The sequence below is a fragment of the Shewanella sp. MMG014 genome (assembly GCF_018100775.1).
Lineage (GTDB): Bacteria > Pseudomonadota > Gammaproteobacteria > Enterobacterales > Shewanellaceae > Shewanella > Shewanella japonica.
This window is the reverse complement of the sequence record NZ_JAGJDZ010000009.1, coordinates 70693-87519: the sequence shown is the minus strand read 5'-3', so window position 1 is coordinate 87519 and position 16827 is coordinate 70693. Positions and strand designations below refer to the sequence as shown.

Genomic DNA, 16827 nt, shown 5'->3' with positions numbered 1-16827 from the left:
GAAGTTAATACAAGTAACTAGCAAATTAAATGCCAAACTTTTATCTTTGTAAAAAGTTGCAAATTGGTAAGAGTAATGACAGTAAACAGTGAAATGAAACTAATGATGAATTGATAAAAATAATAAAAAGACCTTAGCGAGATTTCTTGCGGATAAACTGCTGCATAGCAAATTCATCTGATGCTTTTTGTTCCTTTTTATTGGCAAGCTGCTGGGCTTTTTGGGCGTTTTTTTCAAGTAACAATTCAACAGCTTTGCGCTTTTGTTGTTTTTCTTGCCAGTGAACCTGACGATAACCCGTTTGTTTCTCAGCCTCTTTTACCGCATTAACTTGTTGTAATAAGGCTTGATCTACTTGCTTTATAAATTCATGAAAAGAATGATACTGGCTTGCGCTGAGGGTTTTCCCTTGGTTTTCGCCCATTTGTTTCATGTATTCAAGCCGATAATTATTAAGCGCATCAAGTTGGCTTTGATGTTTTTGTTGTTCAAGCTGAGCAGACTTTAGCTGAAGCGCAGCTTGCTCTTCAGCTTCTTTGTTCAACTTTAATACGGTTAACAAGGGATCAGTTCGGCGCATTATTTACATTGAGCAGCAATCTGCCCAACCATAGTTTGACTATCATCAAAAGTAATTACATCTTTAAAGCCTTGCCTTAAAAAGGCATTCATAGCCGGTTGTAGGCGAATCGCATTATCAATTCGAGGGTCACTCCCTTGGGAATAAGCACCAATCGAAACAAGATCTCTGTTTTGCTGATACAAGGAATACATTTGTTTAACCAGTCGCATCGACTCAAGGTGCTCTGCTGAAATAACCATAGGCGCAACACGACTAATAGATTGTTCAATATCTATTGCAGGGTAATGCCCTGAATCTGCAAGCGTCCTTGATAACACAATATGACCATCTAAAATCGCTCGAGACGCATCTGCAATGGGATCTTGTTGATCATCACCTTCGGTTAATACCGTATAAAACGCAGTAATAGAGCCTTGCCCCGGTCCACCATTACCGGCTCGTTCCACTAAACGTGGCAGCTTGGCAAATACTGAAGGCGGATAGCCTTTGGTTGCTGGCGGCTCCCCGACGGCAAGGGCAACTTCACGTTGCGCTTGAGCATATCGAGTTAAACTGTCCATCAATAACAAGACGTTATAGCCGAGATCTCTAAAGTATTCAGCTATTCGTGTAGACGTTTCACACGCTCGAAGTCGCATTAACGGTGAAGTATCAGCTGGCGCAGCGATAACGACCGAACGAGCTCGACCTTCAGGGCCCAAAATTTCTTCAATAAATTCTTTTACTTCTCGACCACGCTCTCCCACTAAGCCAACAACAATAATATCTGCCGTTGTCCCCCGGGTCATCATGCCAAGTAGCACACTTTTACCGACACCAGAACCAGCAAATAATCCCATACGCTGACCTTTACCTACGGTTAGCATGGCATTAATCGCTCTGACTCCCACATCTAAGGGTTCTGAAATAGCCCGTCGAGAAAGCGGGTTAATCGGTGGTGCATGTCTTGACGCTTGCTGTTCTGTGTTTAATGGGCCTAAACCATCCAACGGTGCACCACTACCATCAAGCACGCGCCCTAATAAACTTAAACCGACATTTAACCCTGATTGCTCACCTAAGGGTTGAACTCTTGCTCCTGGTAACACACCTCTTAATTCTTCTACCGGCATCAAATACAAGAGTTCATCATCAAATCCAACCACTTCAGCAATTAGCTCACCAGCCATAGTTTCAATTGAACATAAACTACCGACAGGTGCACGACAGCCCGTTGCCTCTAGCGTTAACCCTACAACACGCACCAATTGCCCACTTGCAACAGGGCGCAAAGGACTGACTTTTTGGCTTTGTATTTTGAGTTTATTCAGTAGCTGATGTTGACGGCTTTGCATCGTCTATATCCTCAGCAGTTACAGAAATGTCAGGAGCTTGACTCGCTTCCTCTACAGGCGCGTCTGATGCTGCTAGATTGGCTATTTCAGGGGACAGTTGTTTTGGCGACAATGCAGCGTCAGGCTCATTCACATCTGCAATCGTTGTTTCTGGCTCATGTCGAACTGGTGAAGATGTCGCCGTTGAATCCAAATCTCTTGCTGGCAGTTCATCGACAATATCAGTTTGATAAAGGTTAGAATCCGATTTCACCGTTTGAACATTATGCTGAATACCTTGTGCTTGCTCTTGAAGCTGAGAGAGCACCTGCTTCATTCTCTCTTCAACTCGCAAATCCACGCTTGAACGTAAGCTATTAATAATACAGTCACCGGAATTCAGAGAAGGATCGGCATCGATTTCCCAATGGTTTTTTGCTAACTGAGCATCACTGTACATTTTGGTGACTAAGGTGGCGTCGTCAGGATGTAATCGAAGTTTTACTTGCTGTTCTTTAATAGGCAGTGAGTCAACACCTTGGCGTAACACAGATAAAATATGTTCTGGATGAGTTTTTAGCTCATGGCCCACAATGGATTTTGCCAGATTAATAGCAAGGGTGAGCATTTCTGACTCAATTTCAGCGTCGAGAATCATTAACGGTTGCTCAAACTGTTGCACAATGCCCGTTAAGCGCTCTAACATCTCATGCGCTTTATTCAACCCCTCTTCATAGCCTTGTTGCTCGCCTTGGCTAAATCCTTCTGAGTGACCTTGTTCTAACCCTGCTAATTTCCCCTGCTCAAGCCCTTGGTTATACCCATCAACTTTGCCTTGTTCAAACCCTTCTTGCTCTGCCTCTGCTCGAATTTGCTCAATCTCAGCCATGGTTGGCGGTAATAACGGTTTGTCATCCGCTTGCGGTGGCGGATTATTGGCACCTAAGTGACCAAATAAGTTTGACGGAGCATCAGCTTGAGATTCAGTCACATCAGGTAATTGCCAGTGACTAAAATCATGTTCTTCATTTTCAAGCGGTTTGTTGGTTTTAGCGTCCGTCATCTTAATGGCCTAATTGACTGCAAAAATACTGGTTAAGTCGGTGATGTCACTCACTCGTTTAGCACAAGTGATTATAAGAACTCTTCTCCACCACCGCCGCCAAGCATAATTTCACCACTATCACTCAAGCGTCGTGCAATTGCGAGAATTTCTTTTTGAGCCACTTCCACTTCACTGATCCTAATCGGTCCCATAGCCTCAAGATCGTCACGTAGTAACTCACCTGCACGCTTAGACATATTACCCACGATTTTATCAGATAACTGGTCATCGGCTCCTTTCAAGGCTTTCATAAGTACATCTTGTTGTACTTCTCTGAGCAAGACTTGAATGCCACGGTCATCAACGTCAATCAAGTTCTCAAATACAAACATTAAGTCTTGGATCTGTTGCGCCATTTCCTCATCAGATTCACGCATGGTTTCCATAATCTGACTTTCTACGCCAGTATCAAGGAAGTTCATAATATTCGCAGCTGCTTTTAAGCCGCCCATTTTAGCCGCTTGTGCGCCGCCTTGGCCTGCAAACTGTTTCTCCATGATGTCATTTAACTCTTGCAGTGCAGCAGGTTGCACTTCTTCCAAGTTAGCAATACGCATCATTAAATCTAAGCGGGTATTTTCTGGGAACTGACTAAAAATTTCAGCCGCTTGATCGGGCTCTAAATAAGATAAAACAATAGTTTGGATTTGCGGATGCTCGTTCTGAATAATGGTGGCAACCTGACGTGCATCCATCCATTTCAAAGAATCCAAACCTTTGGCACCACTGCCCATGATAATTTGTTCAATCAAATTACCCGCTTTATCTTCACCAAGTGCCGCTGTTAAAGCTTTTCTGACAAATTCTTCACTATTAAAGCCAATAGATGAGAATTTTTGGATTTCTTCAAGAAATAACTTATGAACGCCAATGACTTTTTCTTGGCCAAACTCTTCCATAGCAGCCATTGCCATACCGACTTTCTGGACTTGCTTGGGTTCAAGGTGCTTTAAAATCGAAGCTGCATCAGCTTCACTTAGGCTTAACAGCAAAATAGCCGTTTTCTCGATACCCGTTAAGTCATCAGGGTTAAACCCTTTAGTTGCCTCTGCAACTGCTACGTCATCATTTGCCATCTTCTTGTAACCAACTCTTAATTACTTGGGTAGAAAGTTCAGGTTCATTAGCCACTAATGCCCTAATCGACTTGATCATATCATCATCTTTGTGCAGGTTCGGTATTTGAATCGAACCGTCATCAGCATAACTGTAATCAGCTTGCTGAGTATTTAACATGCCCAATGTGTCTGCAGCGTACTGATCTTCAATTTCAGCAAGCTCATGGCCTAAACGTGTTTCTTCAGGCATCTCAACTTCGTTAGATTTCAATAACCTGTTTAGCATTGGACGAATAACAAATAATATCAGAACTAGCACTAATAAAGCGCCTAGTATTAGCCTTACCGCTCGCCAAAACCATGGTTGCTCCCACATTTCAAGCGCTGGTAATTCTTCAATTAGTTGGTCCATAAATGGAACCGTTACCACCTCCAACGTATCACCACGTTGACTGGTAAATCCCATCGCCCCTTCTAATAAACGTCGGATATTAGTCAGCTCTTGTTCGGTTCTAGGTACTCTTGTTACCACACCATTTTCATCAACAGGTCCAGGCTTGTAGTCAATGGCGACCGATACACTTAATCTTCTAACCACACCAACTTGCTGACGAGTATGGCTAATAGTCGTATCAAGCTCAAAGTTACGAGTCGCTTCACGGAAACTATCTCCAGTAGCTGCAGTGGCTTCAGATTCACCCACTTCTTGTGGAATATCAGACTCCATAGGTGGTTGGTTTGATAATGCACCTGGAATACCACCCATTGCCTGACCCGATGAATTACGCTCAATGGTCATTTCGCTGCGTACTGCTGGTAAATCAGGAGAAAAACGTTTTGCTGTTTGCTCAACGGCAGTGAAGTCCATATTGACATCCACTTGCGAGGTAAAGTTTTCAGGGCCTAAAATCGGCATTAAAATAGAATCAACTTTATTACGGTATTCAGATTCTTTTTGTTGAACTAACTCTTGTTCACGGCGAGCTCTTGCTGAAGCGCCATCTTGGCTTCCAGAGTTAAGTAAACGGCCATTAGAGTCAGTCACTGTGACTCGAGTAGGCTCTAAACCCTGAACAGCAGAAGCGACAATATCAACAATGGAATCAATTTCTTCTTGGCCTAAGCTGCCACGGCGCACGCTAACGACTACGGTTGCACTAGGTTTAGATTTGTTTCTGGCAAATACATTTTCTTTTGGTAACGCTAGAATCACTTTGGCACGAGTAACACTTTTAAGCTCTTCAATTGCACGAGCTAAATTGACTTCTTGGCTTTGTTTTAATCTCGCCTGCTCCATGCGTTGACTCACACCAAAGCCACTATCTTTACTCAAATAATCGGTTGGTTGACTTGAGGTTTCAACACCTGCACGGCCTAATAGTAATTTTACATCTTGATACTTATCTTCTGGAATACTGACTACATCACCAGAAATTTTATAGGCAATTTTATTTTTATCGAGAACGTCCAGAACCTGGATCATTTCATTGGTTTCCATCTGACCTAGAGGTCTAAACTCAGGCTCTTGCGCCCAAATCATCATGAAAACCGCCAGCACCAAACAGACTGCCAACGCTAATATCATGGTGATTTGACGCATGAAATCAGCACTGCCAAATGAACTCATTAAGCCAGATTTGTTCTCTTGCTGAATCCCTGTGCTATCAACGGTATCTGAATCTAATACGAGATCTGTGCTCACAATAATTACCTACTTTCTAATCTGATAAGAGCCTAAACAGGCATGCTCATAATTTCTTTATAAGCTTCAACAAGCTTGTTTCTTACTTGCACAGTTGCTTCAAATGCCACACCTGACTTTTCACGAGCTATTACGGTATCTGACAGTGTGACTGTCGAATCACCCATTTCTAAACGTGTCGCTAGGTTGGCGGAATTTTTTTGTAAAGCAGTAACACTTCCAACGGCTTGAGAAAGTAACTCTCCAAAATCAGCCCCTGATGTATTACCCACCTTCTGAGTCATATCCGGTTGAATTGGAGAACGAAGATTAGGTGAAATTTCACCACGAAGTGATTGCATTTCTTGTAAAAAAGGATTTCCGCTAACCTGCATTGTAAACTCCTATTCGTCGGATATTTGACGACTAAAAACCAGTTACAATAGATTTAGCAATTAGGATGCCAATAATATAAAAATGCCTATTAACAATAGATATTGGGGGTAAAAAGCAGTGCGTTTGCTCAATGTGTGCGCAGTAATCGTCATTGTAGATAAGAAAACCTAGCGAAAGTGCTAGGTTTTCTGGCTGACGTTAACAACAGAAACGTTAACAGGAGAAAATTAAGCCGGCACTTGAATGCCCATATCGCGCATTTTCGCCATTTTATATCGTAAGGTTCTTGCGCTAATTCCCAGCTTTTCAGCTACCGCTTTGCGACTGCCATTACACTGATTTAATGTTTCCAAAATAATCACATGTTCCTGGGCTTTTAATTCACCCCCTAAGCCATCTGTTTCTGTGCTCGGTTTAGCTTGTTGCTCAGTAGGCTGCAGCGGCACTTCGGCACTATCAAGCACAATATCATTGCTTGTCACCTCTTCACCTGTATGCAATATCAGCGCTCGTTGAATGACATTATCAAGCTCGCGCACATTACCAGGCCAGCGATAAGTCAGCAGCCTTCTACAAGCCACATCATCGATTGTGGGTACTGGTGAAATATTCGCAAGCTTTGCATGTTTCACAATCAAGTGACGAGCAAGCGGTAAAATATCAGCAGGTCGCTGATTTAGTGCTGGCCAAGTAAGCGGAAACACATTAATGCGATAATATAAGTCTTCTCTAAAGGCACCTGAAGATGCCATTTCTTTCAAATCACGGTTGGAGGTTGCTAACACTCGAACGTTTAGCGATATCGTTTTACGACCGCCAAGGCGCTCTACTTCCCTTTCTTGCAGCACACGTAAAAGTTTAGCTTGCAGACCAAGCTCCATTTCAGAGATTTCATCTAATAAAATCGTCCCGCCTTGTGCTTGCTCAAATTTACCAGGACACGCCTGATAAGCGCCAGTAAAGGCGCCCTTTTCATAACCAAATAGGGTTGCTTCAAGCATATTCTCAGGTATAGCGGCGCAGTTAATGGCAATAAAAGGCTCATCTGCTCTGGCACTGTTTTGATGAATGTATCGTGCAAGCACTTCTTTACCTGAACCGCTCGGCCCCATAATCATCACTGATGCATCGGAACTTGCGACTCGTTGTGCAATTGACAGTAATGCCAAACTTTTGTCATCAGCCACAACAGGTTGATCGAGGTTTTGTTTTAACGGCAAGTAGCGTGACACTTGATTGAGCAGCACCTCTGGTGCAAATGGCTTCGCCAAATAATCCACCGCGCCTAACTTAATGGCACTTACCGCATTATCAATGGTGGCGTAAGCTGTCATTAATAATACTGGAATCTTATTATTATTTTGCTGGAGGTAATTTAATAAGCCGATGCCACCAATGCCATCCATCTGAACATCACTGATAACCAGATCAAAATCATTAGATTTTAACGCTATGATGGCTTCTTCGGCTGAACCAACATCAACACAATCGTAATGAGCTAGCATTAATGTATCCAGTAATGCTTCTCTTAACGATGCATCATCCTCAACGAGTAGTAATTTTGCTTCACCCATGAGAAGTCTCCGTTTGAGTTAAACTTGCCTTAGCGTTGACTTGTTCATCAACATTATGCACTGGAAATGAAAGCCTGATAAGGCAACCTTTATCGGGTTGCGATGACACCTGCACCGTGCCGTTATGGTTTCTCACAACGGTTTGCACTACAGCAAGCCCAAGCCCTGTACCTTGGCTTTTTGTGGTAAAAAAGGGCTCAAGTATTTGTTGCTGCATATCAACAGCTAGCCCTTTACCATTATCAATCACATCAATATTCAGACGATGATCGGTTGAACTGGTTATGATACGTACTTCAGTTGCATTGGCTTCTAAGCTGTTCATCACTAAATTGTTAATCGCTGAACTTAATGCATTACCATTAGCTAAAATCGCATCACTAGAATGATTAAAATACTGTAATTTACACGACTTGTTTTCAGCAATAGGTTCACAGTTAGCTAACACAGGTTCAATAATTGCTTCAGCCAATAAAGCCTCTGAGACATCGTCTTGTTTATTCTTAGCCATTAGCAGCATGTCATTAACTTGTCGCTCAAGTTCATTAAGGCGATCAACTAACTTAGACTGAAAGCGTTTTTTAGCCGTTTCAGCCAACTTAGGGCTGGCTAAATTCGACGCATATAGCATTGCAGCAGAAAGCGGAGTTCTGACTTGATGAGCCAATGTTGCGACCATTTTCCCAAGCGCTGATAATCGCTGTAAATGCGATAAATTCTTTTGAAGTAAGCGGGTTTCAGTTAAATCCGTCAGTACAATTAACTGACCAGGCTCCGGTGTTAAAGGGGTAATTGCTAACTTAACTCGACGACCATTTTTAAGAGAAACCTCATGACCATCATCTTCTTGGGGAGAGAAAGCGCGATTAATAATTTCAAACCACTTGGCACCTTGTAAAGGTCTGCCTAATAATTCAGTGGCCACAGGGTTAGCAAGAGTGACAACACCATCCCCATTAATAATCACAACGCCAGATGGCATGGCTTGTAATATATGTGCCATTTGATTTGACATATTAGCCGCCTTTTGCGGAACCGCTCGCTCATTTTGTTCAATAAACTGCTGATTAAAAGGCGCCGATGAACTGACTGAGCCAGTTAAGTCAATTTTAGCAGTGCTTTGCTGAACTGAATCGTCATCTATATTAAAGGCATAGTGCTCTGCTGATGCTTGCGCCGTTACTGATTGTTCTGAAACTAGTTGCGCTGAAAACATAGCCACTCCGTCAAAATATTTACTTTTAACAGGCTAATGCATTTGGTATGCCACTTTAATCAAACTTATCAAGAGGCATAAAAAAGCATGCCAGAAGGCATGCTTTAATAGAACATTTTTTGCGCGATGATACTAGTCTTTACTCATACCGTATTTACGCATTTTCTCAACGAGTGTCGTTCGGCGAATACCAAGCATTTCTGCAGCCCTTGCAACGACGTTATCTTGCTGCTCAAGTGCTTGACGGATCATATCGATTTCAAGCTCGGCTAATAAATCTTTTAAATTCACGCCTTCAGGAGGTAATTCGCTTGGGAATCGTGTTTCAGGGATTTCGATTGGCTCATCATCACTGAAAATTGAAGCTAAGGCGTCACGCTCTTGTTGCTCCTCACTGATTTCCACGCTGTATTCAGGCACATCAATATAACGATACTTACGTGGTAAGTCATTGACATCGACAAGCCCGCCTGGGAATAAAATGGTTAGTCTTTCAACTAGATTCGACAGTTCACGTACATTACCAGACCAGTTATGTTCTTTTAATGACTCTATCGCACGTTGGGTAAAACGAATTTTACCGCGACCTTCATTAAACACACGGCTAACTAATTCTTGCAGTAACAGTGGTACGTCATCACGTCGTTCACTTAACGACGGCATTTCAATTGGAAATACGTTTAGTCGATAGTATAAATCTTCACGAAACTCATTCTTATCAATCATGGTTTCAAGATCACGGTGAGTCGCAGCAACCACGCGCACATCTGTTGTAATCGTTTTAGAACCACCGACACGTTCAAAGACTTTTTCTTGCAGTACACGTAATAGTTTTACTTGCATCTGCAGCGGCATATCGCCAATTTCATCTAGAAATAATGTACCGTTTTCAGCTAATTCAAAGCGACCTTTACGGGTAGAAATCGCGCCAGTAAAAGAGCCTTTCTCATGGCCAAATAACTCACTTTCTAATAACTCAGGTGGAATAGCACCACAATTGACAGGAATAAACGGTCCATCACGTCGCTCTGACATATAATGAATATTACGAGCAACCACTTCCTTACCTGTACCAGATTGACCTAGCACTAACACAGTGGCATCAGACGTTGCGACTTGGCTTATTAGGTGACGGACATTGGCAATCCCTTCACTACGACCAACAAGTGATCTAAACAGTTTGGTTTGATTGGCGCTGGTTGGTATTTGAGGTTGCTTAGCTTGACCGTAAATTTGGCAAAAATGAAGCAGCTCAGTGAGCTGAGGATAGTTTATTGGCTCTTCGATTGTACCAAGTACATTCACGCCATTAATCTCTTGCGAACCGATTAATAGAACGGGTTGCCAAGGAATTGAGGATTGCACATCTTTAATGAATTCAGCTGAAACAGATTCAGTGTCGATAACTAAAGCTCTAAAACGAGAGTCACGAGTTAACGGCGCAAGATCATCAGTTGAAATGAGGTGATGTTTTTCATCTAAAAATTCAAAAATACAACAAAGACGAGACACGCGCTCAGAAGGTTCAGCAACAATTAAAATTCGTTGTTCTATTTGCATCATTAAGAAGGCCAAAGCTCTAGTTATTAGTAATTCAGAGTCAAAATTCTTCGTTATCAAAAATCAATAACGCTCACCTGACTTGAATGTAGTTTATCACGCTATATTTCTATGAGTCAGATGACACAATTATAATATAAACATTAACATAGAAGATCGCGAACACATATTTTTTAATCTTTACTTAAATATAGCCAAAACTGCAATAAAGTTTAAACGAATACGCAAAAATAAATACTGTATTATCAGAGCAAGAGAATCAAGCTTGATCAGCCAATATTCTACCATGCTATTGATTTAAGTCACTAACAGCTGTTTTTATATACAACCAATACGATAAGCCAGACTAGAAATGCCATTAATGGGCGAATAGAGACGCTCATTTTTACCTGTCGAAATACAAAAAAGGCGCCTATGGCGCCCTTTACAATGATATCAAAATTAACTCGCTTCTGACGTCATTTGATGCATCTCTGCAGGGATTGCATCCCAACCTTCTTTAATCGTTCTAAGGATGTTTGTGACATCATCAATGGCTATCACATCATTATTCACGTTTGCCTCTGAAATACGGCGTAACATGAAATCATAAAGATCACTTAAATTGCTTGCAACAGAGTCTTTGACGTCCATATTAAGACTATTATTCAAGCCATTTATGATACCTATTGCTTTGTTAATCGCGACACCTTTAGCCTGTAAATCATGATTTTCAATTGCGTATCGGCTTTGCGCTAATCGTAATAAAGCACCATCGAACATCATTTGAATAATTCGATGTGGAGAAGCAACAGCTATCTCACTGTCGATTGATACCTTTTGGTAAGATTTAATTGATCCTCTCATAGGGTTCACCTTTGCTACTTATTTGAGTCTATAGATTGATAAACATTAATTTGGCGCTGATTTTTCTTTCTAGCCTGAAGTAAAGATTGAATGTGTTTTTGCAATGCTATGACCTTCTGCTCAAACACTTTGCCAATAGAAATCTGTTGTTCTAACATTTTTCTTTCAGTTTCTTCATCTTCAAATTTCAGGTTATCGAGTAAAATTTGACGCTCACCTATAAGTACTAGCAAGTTAGATACCAACTCATCAGAAGATTCATTTTCTGAAGGAGTATTATCAATATTTTTTAGCAATTCTTCTATTTGCAGGTTTTTTTCAGATAGTTGTTTCATATAAATTAGCTACTTGGCACAGAGCCTGGTAATGAATTTAATCGCTCTGTTAATCCAGAGCTTTGTTGATTCAATGATGCAACGACCAAATCCATGGCATTAAACTGTTTAAATAAACGTGCTTCAAGTAACTCCATTTTCAAACTAAACGCATCACGCTGATCGTCTAAACGGCTTTTCTCACTGGTTAAACTATTATTACGGCTATCAATTAACCCACCCGTTTTAACATAACCTTCGACCATGGTATCTAATTGGCTTGCAATACCTGTGTCAGGAGTCGCAAATAATCCTTCAACTAAATCCATGTTTTCACTGATAGATTCATCTAGTTTTTCGGTATTAATTGACATTTTTCCGTATCGATCAGTTTCAATACCAATGTCATATAATGCAACGCTCTGTCCGTCAACATCGACTCGATTACTGATCATGCTTCTCATTTGGGATTCTATCGAACGAATCATTGAATCCCCTTGCAGCGCAGCGGCTTCTTCTTTTTCAGTGTCATATTTAGACATATCACTGATTGAAGTCACTAACGTATTGTATGCATCCACAAATGCTTGCACATTTTCTTTAACTAGCTCGTCATCTTGCTCAATTTTTAATGTTGAGGTTTTTGATACATCAGCATCAGTTAGCGAAAGCGTGACACCAGCAATGGCATCGGTAATTTCATTAGATTGAGAAGTAACCTTTTGACCATCAATATAGATAACGGCATTTTCCGCATTTTGAAGTGTCGTCAAATTTCCAGCGCCAAACATGTCATTTAACCCTGAGCCGGCAGTATCGTTCGCAGTAATTGTCACTTCATTGTCGGTACCTGGCTCATCAGAGCTAAACACGATACGGCTACCATCATCACTTTTAATGATCGTTGCGGTTACACCAGAATTGTCTGTAGCGCCATTGATTTTTTTGGCGATATCATCAAGTGAATCGGTGGCTTCAATATCTACTGAGAAAGCTTCACCATTAACCGATAAATCCAGGCTACCAGTTCCCACCCCTAAACTCGGGTCGGCCACATTAGCTCCAGCCACTTTATGAGAAGACGCCAGCTGTTCGACTTGAATTTGATAACTGCCTGATTGTGCATTCTTATCGGCTGTAGCGCCAAAATAAATGCTTTCGCCAGTCGACACTTTTCGAATATTAAGTGCATCTGGGTCACTCAACTTCTCTAGTGCATCTTGGAATGTCGATAATTTACTTTTCAACGAACCAATGGCTGACACTTTTGCATCTATTGTCGCTTCACTTTTATCGAATAATGCTTCTTTAGGGAGTTTTTCAGCATCGACGAGTACACCGACAATGGTGTTGATATCTAGACCTGAGCCAATACCAGTTGCTGTTAATGCCATAAATTCCTCACCTATTATTCAATAATTCTTACATTAATATTAAAGCAAAAAACGCCTTAATTATGCCTCTGTATTAAGCAAAATCCCTGCCACTTCAGCTAATTTTTTCGACAGTTCTAACGCTTCTTCATTAGGTATTTGCCTAATGACATCACCAGAGTCAATATCCATGACACTGATCACATTTTTCCCAGAGTCATCATCCACTTTAAAGGCAAGCCCTTTACGCATTATTGACGCCATATCATTTAGGTCATCAGTAACTTCGGTTAACTCTTGATTATTTGACTCTTTATCAACATAGTCTTTAGCTTGTTGATCTGACTTTACTAACTCAGCAACTTTGGTTTTTTCTTCTGCGACCTGAGCTTTACTCTCAGTCAGTTGACGAGTCCCCATATTATCAGTAAGGGTATTTGAGGTACCAGTAAAATTGATATCCATAGCCATCTTACGCCTCTTAATTAGTTTAGTACGATAATCAATATCAAAACGACAAAAGGGAGACCTAACAAGATCTCCCTTCTCTAATCATCAAAATTTAATTAACTAATCAAATTATAGAAGAGATAATGCCACTTGAGGTAACTGGTTAGCTTGTGCAAGCATCGCAGAACCTGTTTGTTGTAACACTTGGTTTTTAGTCATTTCAGCGGTTTCTTTCGCGAAATCAACATCTACAATACGTGATTTAGCATCTGCAACGTTTGCTTGTGTATTTGCACTGTTAGCGATGTTATGCGCAAGACGGTTTTGTTTCGCACCTAAATCTGCACGTTGGCTATCAATTGTTTTAATTGCCGCATCGATTTTAGACAGAGCAGAAGCACGGCCCGCTGATGTTGCGTTAGTTAGTGCGGCAACTGATAAGCTTGTAGAGTCACTTGTTTTAACTGTAATAGTGATATCTTCACCATCTTGGTGACCTACTTGGAAGTTTTTACCACCTGAAAAACTACCATCTAATAATTTAGTTTCACCAAATGCGGTGTTATTACCAATTTCAGTAATTTCTAATGCAAGTTCGTCCATTTCAGCTTTAAGAGCCGCTAAATCTTCAGTACTGTTTGCACCATTCTCAGATTGTACCGTTAAATCACGCATACGCTGAAGCATGTTTGTTTGCTCTTGCATTGCGCCTTCAGAGATTTGAGCGATTGAGATTGCGTCGTTAGCGTTACGCATACCCACTTCTAAACCACGAACTTGAGAGTTCAAACGGTTCGAAATAGCTAAACCAGCCGCATCATCTTTTGCGCTGTTAATACGTAAACCACTTGATAAACGCTCCATTGAGGTTGCTAAGTTACCTGTAGAAGCATTTAAGTTCTTTTGCGCTTTCATTGATGTTACGTTTGTATTTACTGTAATAGCCATAATTTGTTTCCTCTTTATACCTGGCTTTAAAACTTGCCTGTCTCTATTGCCAGGCGGGTCTATTGGGTTACAAATACTTTAACGGCAGCAATTTAGGTTACTTTAGAATTTTTTTGAACATTTTTCGCACATCAAGTCTTAATCACATAAAATCAATAACTTAAATAAACAAAAAAGCCATACTTGTTATTATTTAAACAAGTATGGCTTAATTTTTAGCCCGAAAGATTTTATAAAAAGCTTTAGGGTGTTAACTCGGTGTCATTAACCTAATAATGATAGCGCCACTTGTGGCAATTGGTTAGCTTGAGCCAACATTGAACTACCCGTTTGTTGCAACACTTGGTTTTTAGTCATTTCAGCGGTTTCTTTCGCGAAATCAACATCAACAATACGCGACTTAGCATCTGCAACGTTAGCTTGCGTATTTGCACTGTTTGCAATGTTATGTGCTAGACGGTTTTGTTTTGCACCTAAATCTGCACGTTGAGTATCAATATTTTTAATTGCAGCATCAATTTTGGTTAGCGCTGATGCACGTCCTGCTGAAGTCGCATTTGTTAATGCTGCAACAGATAGACTTGTCGCATTACTTGTTTTAACTGTAATGCTGATATCTTCACCATCTTGGTGACCAACTTGGAACGTTTTACCAGCAGAAAAGTCACCTGTTAATAATTTCGTGTCACCGAAAGCCGTACTATTACCAATCGCGGTGATTTCTTCCGCTAATTGATCCATCTCAGCTTTCAATGCTGCTAAATCGTCAGGGCTGTTTGCACCGTTTTCAGATTGAATAGTCAAATCACGCATACGCTGCAACATGTTTGTCTGTTCTTGCATCGCACCTTCTGAGATTTGCGCTATCGAAATTGCATCGTTCGCATTACGCATACCAACCTCTAACCCACGAACCTGCGAGTTCAAGCGGTTAGAAATAGCTAGACCGGCCGCATCATCTTTTGCACTGTTAATACGTAAACCACTTGATAAACGTTCCATCGAAGTACTTAAATTTTGCGTCGACGCATTTAAGTTCTTCTGTGCTTTCATTGATGTAACATTGGTATTTACTGTAATAGCCATAAATAAATCCTCATTCTTAGTTTTGTTGCCAAGACTTTGGAGCTTGGCTAAATTTTACAATTTAACGTTGGTCTTTCTTGCTTTATATATCTTGCAAGATCTGAACGCCTTACTAGATATAATCAAACAACGAAATAGAACCGACTTTGCCGAACACACTCGACACGGCATTTAATGCCAGTTGCTGTTTTTCAAATTCAGTTATTGCTGCGGCATAGTCCAAATCTTCAAGCATGGATAATGCGCTATCATTAACGATTTTTTCTTCAGCGTGATTCGTAGAGATACTCTCTAAACTTTTCAAGCTATTGCCAGCAATACTTCTTGCTGTACTGACTTGATTTTGACCACTATCGATATTATTCAATAGCTGTGCCAACTTTGAGTTTCCTTGAGAAGTATTTGGAATAGTAGGATCTTCAAGCATCGCAATCGCTTCATTAAAGGTATCTAGAATACTAACGGTTTCTTGAGGTTCCATGGTAAAAGAGTCACCCGCGACAGGCTGACCTGACAGTTGAACTTCTATGCCGTTAAAACTTACCGGATTGCTAGGATCAAAGTTTGCAACCGTTGATACGACGGTGCCGCCCGAATCTTCAATTTGTAAATCAAGGACACCTGCGTTATCAACAAACTTAAAGGTATAGGTATCTTCTACGTGTGCAGCGGAATCAAAAATGGCCGCCTTATCAACAACAAAATCACCCTGTTGAGATGGCAAATAATTGACACCATAATCACCAAGCGGATTAGGTGCGTTCATAAACACAGTGTCACCTGGCACATTTGTTCCGATGGTAACACCCGAGGCAACGATACTTTGCCGCTCGCCACTGTCACCGCTGTAAATTATTTGACCATTATTATCAAACGCAAAAGGTGGATTATTAGTATTGTTGCCAGCAAAGATATAATTACCCGATTCGTCTTTTGTGTTGGCAATCGACATTAACTCTTCGAGACTATCTTTCATTTCATCGGCAATCATTTGCCGTTCCGATTGAGATAGGCTGCCGTTTGCGGCGCGCTGTAGTTGCTCACGCATACTACTCATAATTGTTTCTGTGCTGCCTAACTTACTTTCGCTTAATCCAAGGTGCTTTTGTGCATAGTCAATATTCTTGACGAATTGATCCACCAAGGCGTTTTTCTGTTTTAAGTTATCAACACCAATAGCTGCAACAGGATCGTCTCCCGCGGTATTGAGCCTTTTGCCACTTGCCAGTTGTTCCAAAATTTTATTGGTTGAAGACTGACCTTTAGACAGACTTAAAGTATTTTGATGAAACATTTGAGCAGTTGAAATACGCATGACTAATTC

At 41.0% G+C, this 16827-nt stretch carries 16 protein-coding genes; all 16 read right to left on the bottom strand.

The window, feature by feature from the left end; all coding sequences use genetic code 11:
• Positions 1-133: 133 nt before the first annotated feature.
• Complete coding sequence (gene fliJ, locus J8L86_RS14965; RefSeq protein WP_055025026.1) at positions 134-580, bottom strand: flagellar export protein FliJ; 447 nt, start codon at positions 578-580, stop codon at positions 134-136.
• Complete coding sequence (fliI, locus tag J8L86_RS14960; protein ID WP_211030928.1) at positions 580-1917, bottom strand: flagellar protein export ATPase FliI; 1338 nt, start codon at positions 1915-1917, stop codon at positions 580-582. Before fliI ends, fliJ begins: the two co-directional genes overlap by 1 nt.
• Positions 1886-2959 (bottom strand): flagellar assembly protein FliH, encoded by a 1074-nt coding sequence (fliH, locus tag J8L86_RS14955; RefSeq protein WP_211030927.1) that lies wholly within the window; start codon positions 2957-2959, stop codon positions 1886-1888. Before fliH ends, fliI begins: the two co-directional genes overlap by 32 nt.
• A gap of 71 nt (positions 2960-3030) precedes the next feature.
• Positions 3031-4077, bottom strand: a complete 1047-nt coding sequence (fliG, locus tag J8L86_RS14950; RefSeq protein WP_055025029.1) for a flagellar motor switch protein FliG — start codon at positions 4075-4077, stop codon at positions 3031-3033.
• The gene (fliF, locus tag J8L86_RS14945; protein ID WP_247663437.1) at positions 4067-5686 is read right to left on the bottom strand and encodes a flagellar basal-body MS-ring/collar protein FliF; all 1620 of its coding nucleotides are present in this window, start codon (positions 5684-5686) and stop codon (positions 4067-4069) included. Before fliF ends, fliG begins: the two co-directional genes overlap by 11 nt.
• 107 nt (positions 5687-5793) lie before the next feature.
• Positions 5794-6135, bottom strand: a complete 342-nt coding sequence (gene fliE, locus J8L86_RS14940) for a flagellar hook-basal body complex protein FliE (protein WP_055025031.1) — start codon at positions 6133-6135, stop codon at positions 5794-5796.
• A gap of 228 nt (positions 6136-6363) precedes the next feature.
• A complete protein-coding gene (locus tag J8L86_RS14935; RefSeq protein ID WP_065108531.1) occupies positions 6364-7710 on the bottom strand; it encodes a sigma-54 dependent transcriptional regulator in 1347 nt (448 codons plus the stop codon).
• Positions 7703-8926 (bottom strand): PAS domain-containing sensor histidine kinase, encoded by a 1224-nt coding sequence (locus J8L86_RS14930; protein ID WP_247663425.1) that lies wholly within the window; start codon positions 8924-8926, stop codon positions 7703-7705. Before J8L86_RS14930 ends, J8L86_RS14935 begins: the two co-directional genes overlap by 8 nt.
• Positions 8927-9058: 132 nt before the next feature.
• A complete protein-coding gene (locus tag J8L86_RS14925; RefSeq protein WP_055025033.1) occupies positions 9059-10489 on the bottom strand; it encodes a sigma-54 dependent transcriptional regulator in 1431 nt (476 codons plus the stop codon).
• Between the two features lie 438 nt (positions 10490-10927).
• Entirely contained in the window at positions 10928-11332 is a 405-nt protein-coding gene (gene fliS / locus J8L86_RS14920; RefSeq protein ID WP_055025034.1) for a flagellar export chaperone FliS, read from the bottom strand.
• A gap of 14 nt (positions 11333-11346) precedes the next feature.
• Positions 11347-11667, bottom strand: a complete 321-nt coding sequence (locus J8L86_RS14915) for a hypothetical protein (protein ID WP_055025035.1) — start codon at positions 11665-11667, stop codon at positions 11347-11349.
• Positions 11668-11672: 5 nt separating this feature from the next.
• Complete coding sequence (gene fliD, locus J8L86_RS14910; RefSeq protein ID WP_211030925.1) at positions 11673-13040, bottom strand: flagellar filament capping protein FliD; 1368 nt, start codon at positions 13038-13040, stop codon at positions 11673-11675.
• A gap of 60 nt (positions 13041-13100) precedes the next feature.
• A complete protein-coding gene (locus tag J8L86_RS14905; protein WP_082972216.1) occupies positions 13101-13490 on the bottom strand; it encodes a flagellar protein FlaG in 390 nt (129 codons plus the stop codon).
• 108 nt (positions 13491-13598) lie between these two features.
• Entirely contained in the window at positions 13599-14417 is an 819-nt protein-coding gene (locus tag J8L86_RS14900; protein ID WP_065108533.1) for a flagellin, read from the bottom strand.
• Between the two features lie 264 nt (positions 14418-14681).
• The gene (locus tag J8L86_RS14895; RefSeq protein ID WP_065108534.1) at positions 14682-15503 is read right to left on the bottom strand and encodes a flagellin; all 822 of its coding nucleotides are present in this window, start codon (positions 15501-15503) and stop codon (positions 14682-14684) included.
• A gap of 112 nt (positions 15504-15615) precedes the next feature.
• A complete protein-coding gene (gene flgL, locus J8L86_RS14890; RefSeq protein ID WP_055025040.1) occupies positions 15616-16818 on the bottom strand; it encodes a flagellar hook-associated protein FlgL in 1203 nt (400 codons plus the stop codon).
• Positions 16819-16827 lie beyond the last annotated feature (9 nt).

Coding starts and splice junctions, on each gene's coding strand:
- fliJ (WP_055025026.1), bottom strand. CDS start 580: ATGCGCCGAACTGATCCCTTGTTAACCGTATTAAAGTTGAACAAAGAA.
- fliI (WP_211030928.1), bottom strand. CDS start 1,917: ATGCAAAGCCGTCAACATCAGCTACTGAATAAACTCAAAATACAAAGC.
- fliH (WP_211030927.1), bottom strand. CDS start 2,959: ATGACGGACGCTAAAACCAACAAACCGCTTGAAAATGAAGAACATGAT.
- fliG (WP_055025029.1), bottom strand. CDS start 4,077: ATGGCAAATGATGACGTAGCAGTTGCAGAGGCAACTAAAGGGTTTAAC.
- fliF (WP_247663437.1), bottom strand. CDS start 5,686: ATGAGTTCATTTGGCAGTGCTGATTTCATGCGTCAAATCACCATGATA.
- fliE (WP_055025031.1), bottom strand. CDS start 6,135: ATGCAGGTTAGCGGAAATCCTTTTTTACAAGAAATGCAATCACTTCGT.
- J8L86_RS14935 (WP_065108531.1), bottom strand. CDS start 7,710: ATGGGTGAAGCAAAATTACTACTCGTTGAGGATGATGCATCGTTAAGA.
- J8L86_RS14930 (WP_247663425.1), bottom strand. CDS start 8,926: ATGTTTTCAGCGCAACTAGTTTCAGAACAATCAGTAACGGCGCAAGCA.
- J8L86_RS14925 (WP_055025033.1), bottom strand. CDS start 10,489: ATGATGCAAATAGAACAACGAATTTTAATTGTTGCTGAACCTTCTGAG.
- fliS (WP_055025034.1), bottom strand. CDS start 11,332: ATGAGAGGATCAATTAAATCTTACCAAAAGGTATCAATCGACAGTGAG.
- J8L86_RS14915 (WP_055025035.1), bottom strand. CDS start 11,667: ATGAAACAACTATCTGAAAAAAACCTGCAAATAGAAGAATTGCTAAAA.
- fliD (WP_211030925.1), bottom strand. CDS start 13,040: ATGGCATTAACAGCAACTGGTATTGGCTCAGGTCTAGATATCAACACC.
- J8L86_RS14905 (WP_082972216.1), bottom strand. CDS start 13,490: ATGGCTATGGATATCAATTTTACTGGTACCTCAAATACCCTTACTGAT.
- J8L86_RS14900 (WP_065108533.1), bottom strand. CDS start 14,417: ATGGCTATTACAGTAAATACAAACGTAACATCAATGAAAGCGCAAAAG.
- J8L86_RS14895 (WP_065108534.1), bottom strand. CDS start 15,503: ATGGCTATTACAGTAAATACCAATGTTACATCAATGAAAGCACAGAAG.
- flgL (WP_055025040.1), bottom strand. CDS start 16,818: ATGCGTATTTCAACTGCTCAAATGTTTCATCAAAATACTTTAAGTCTG.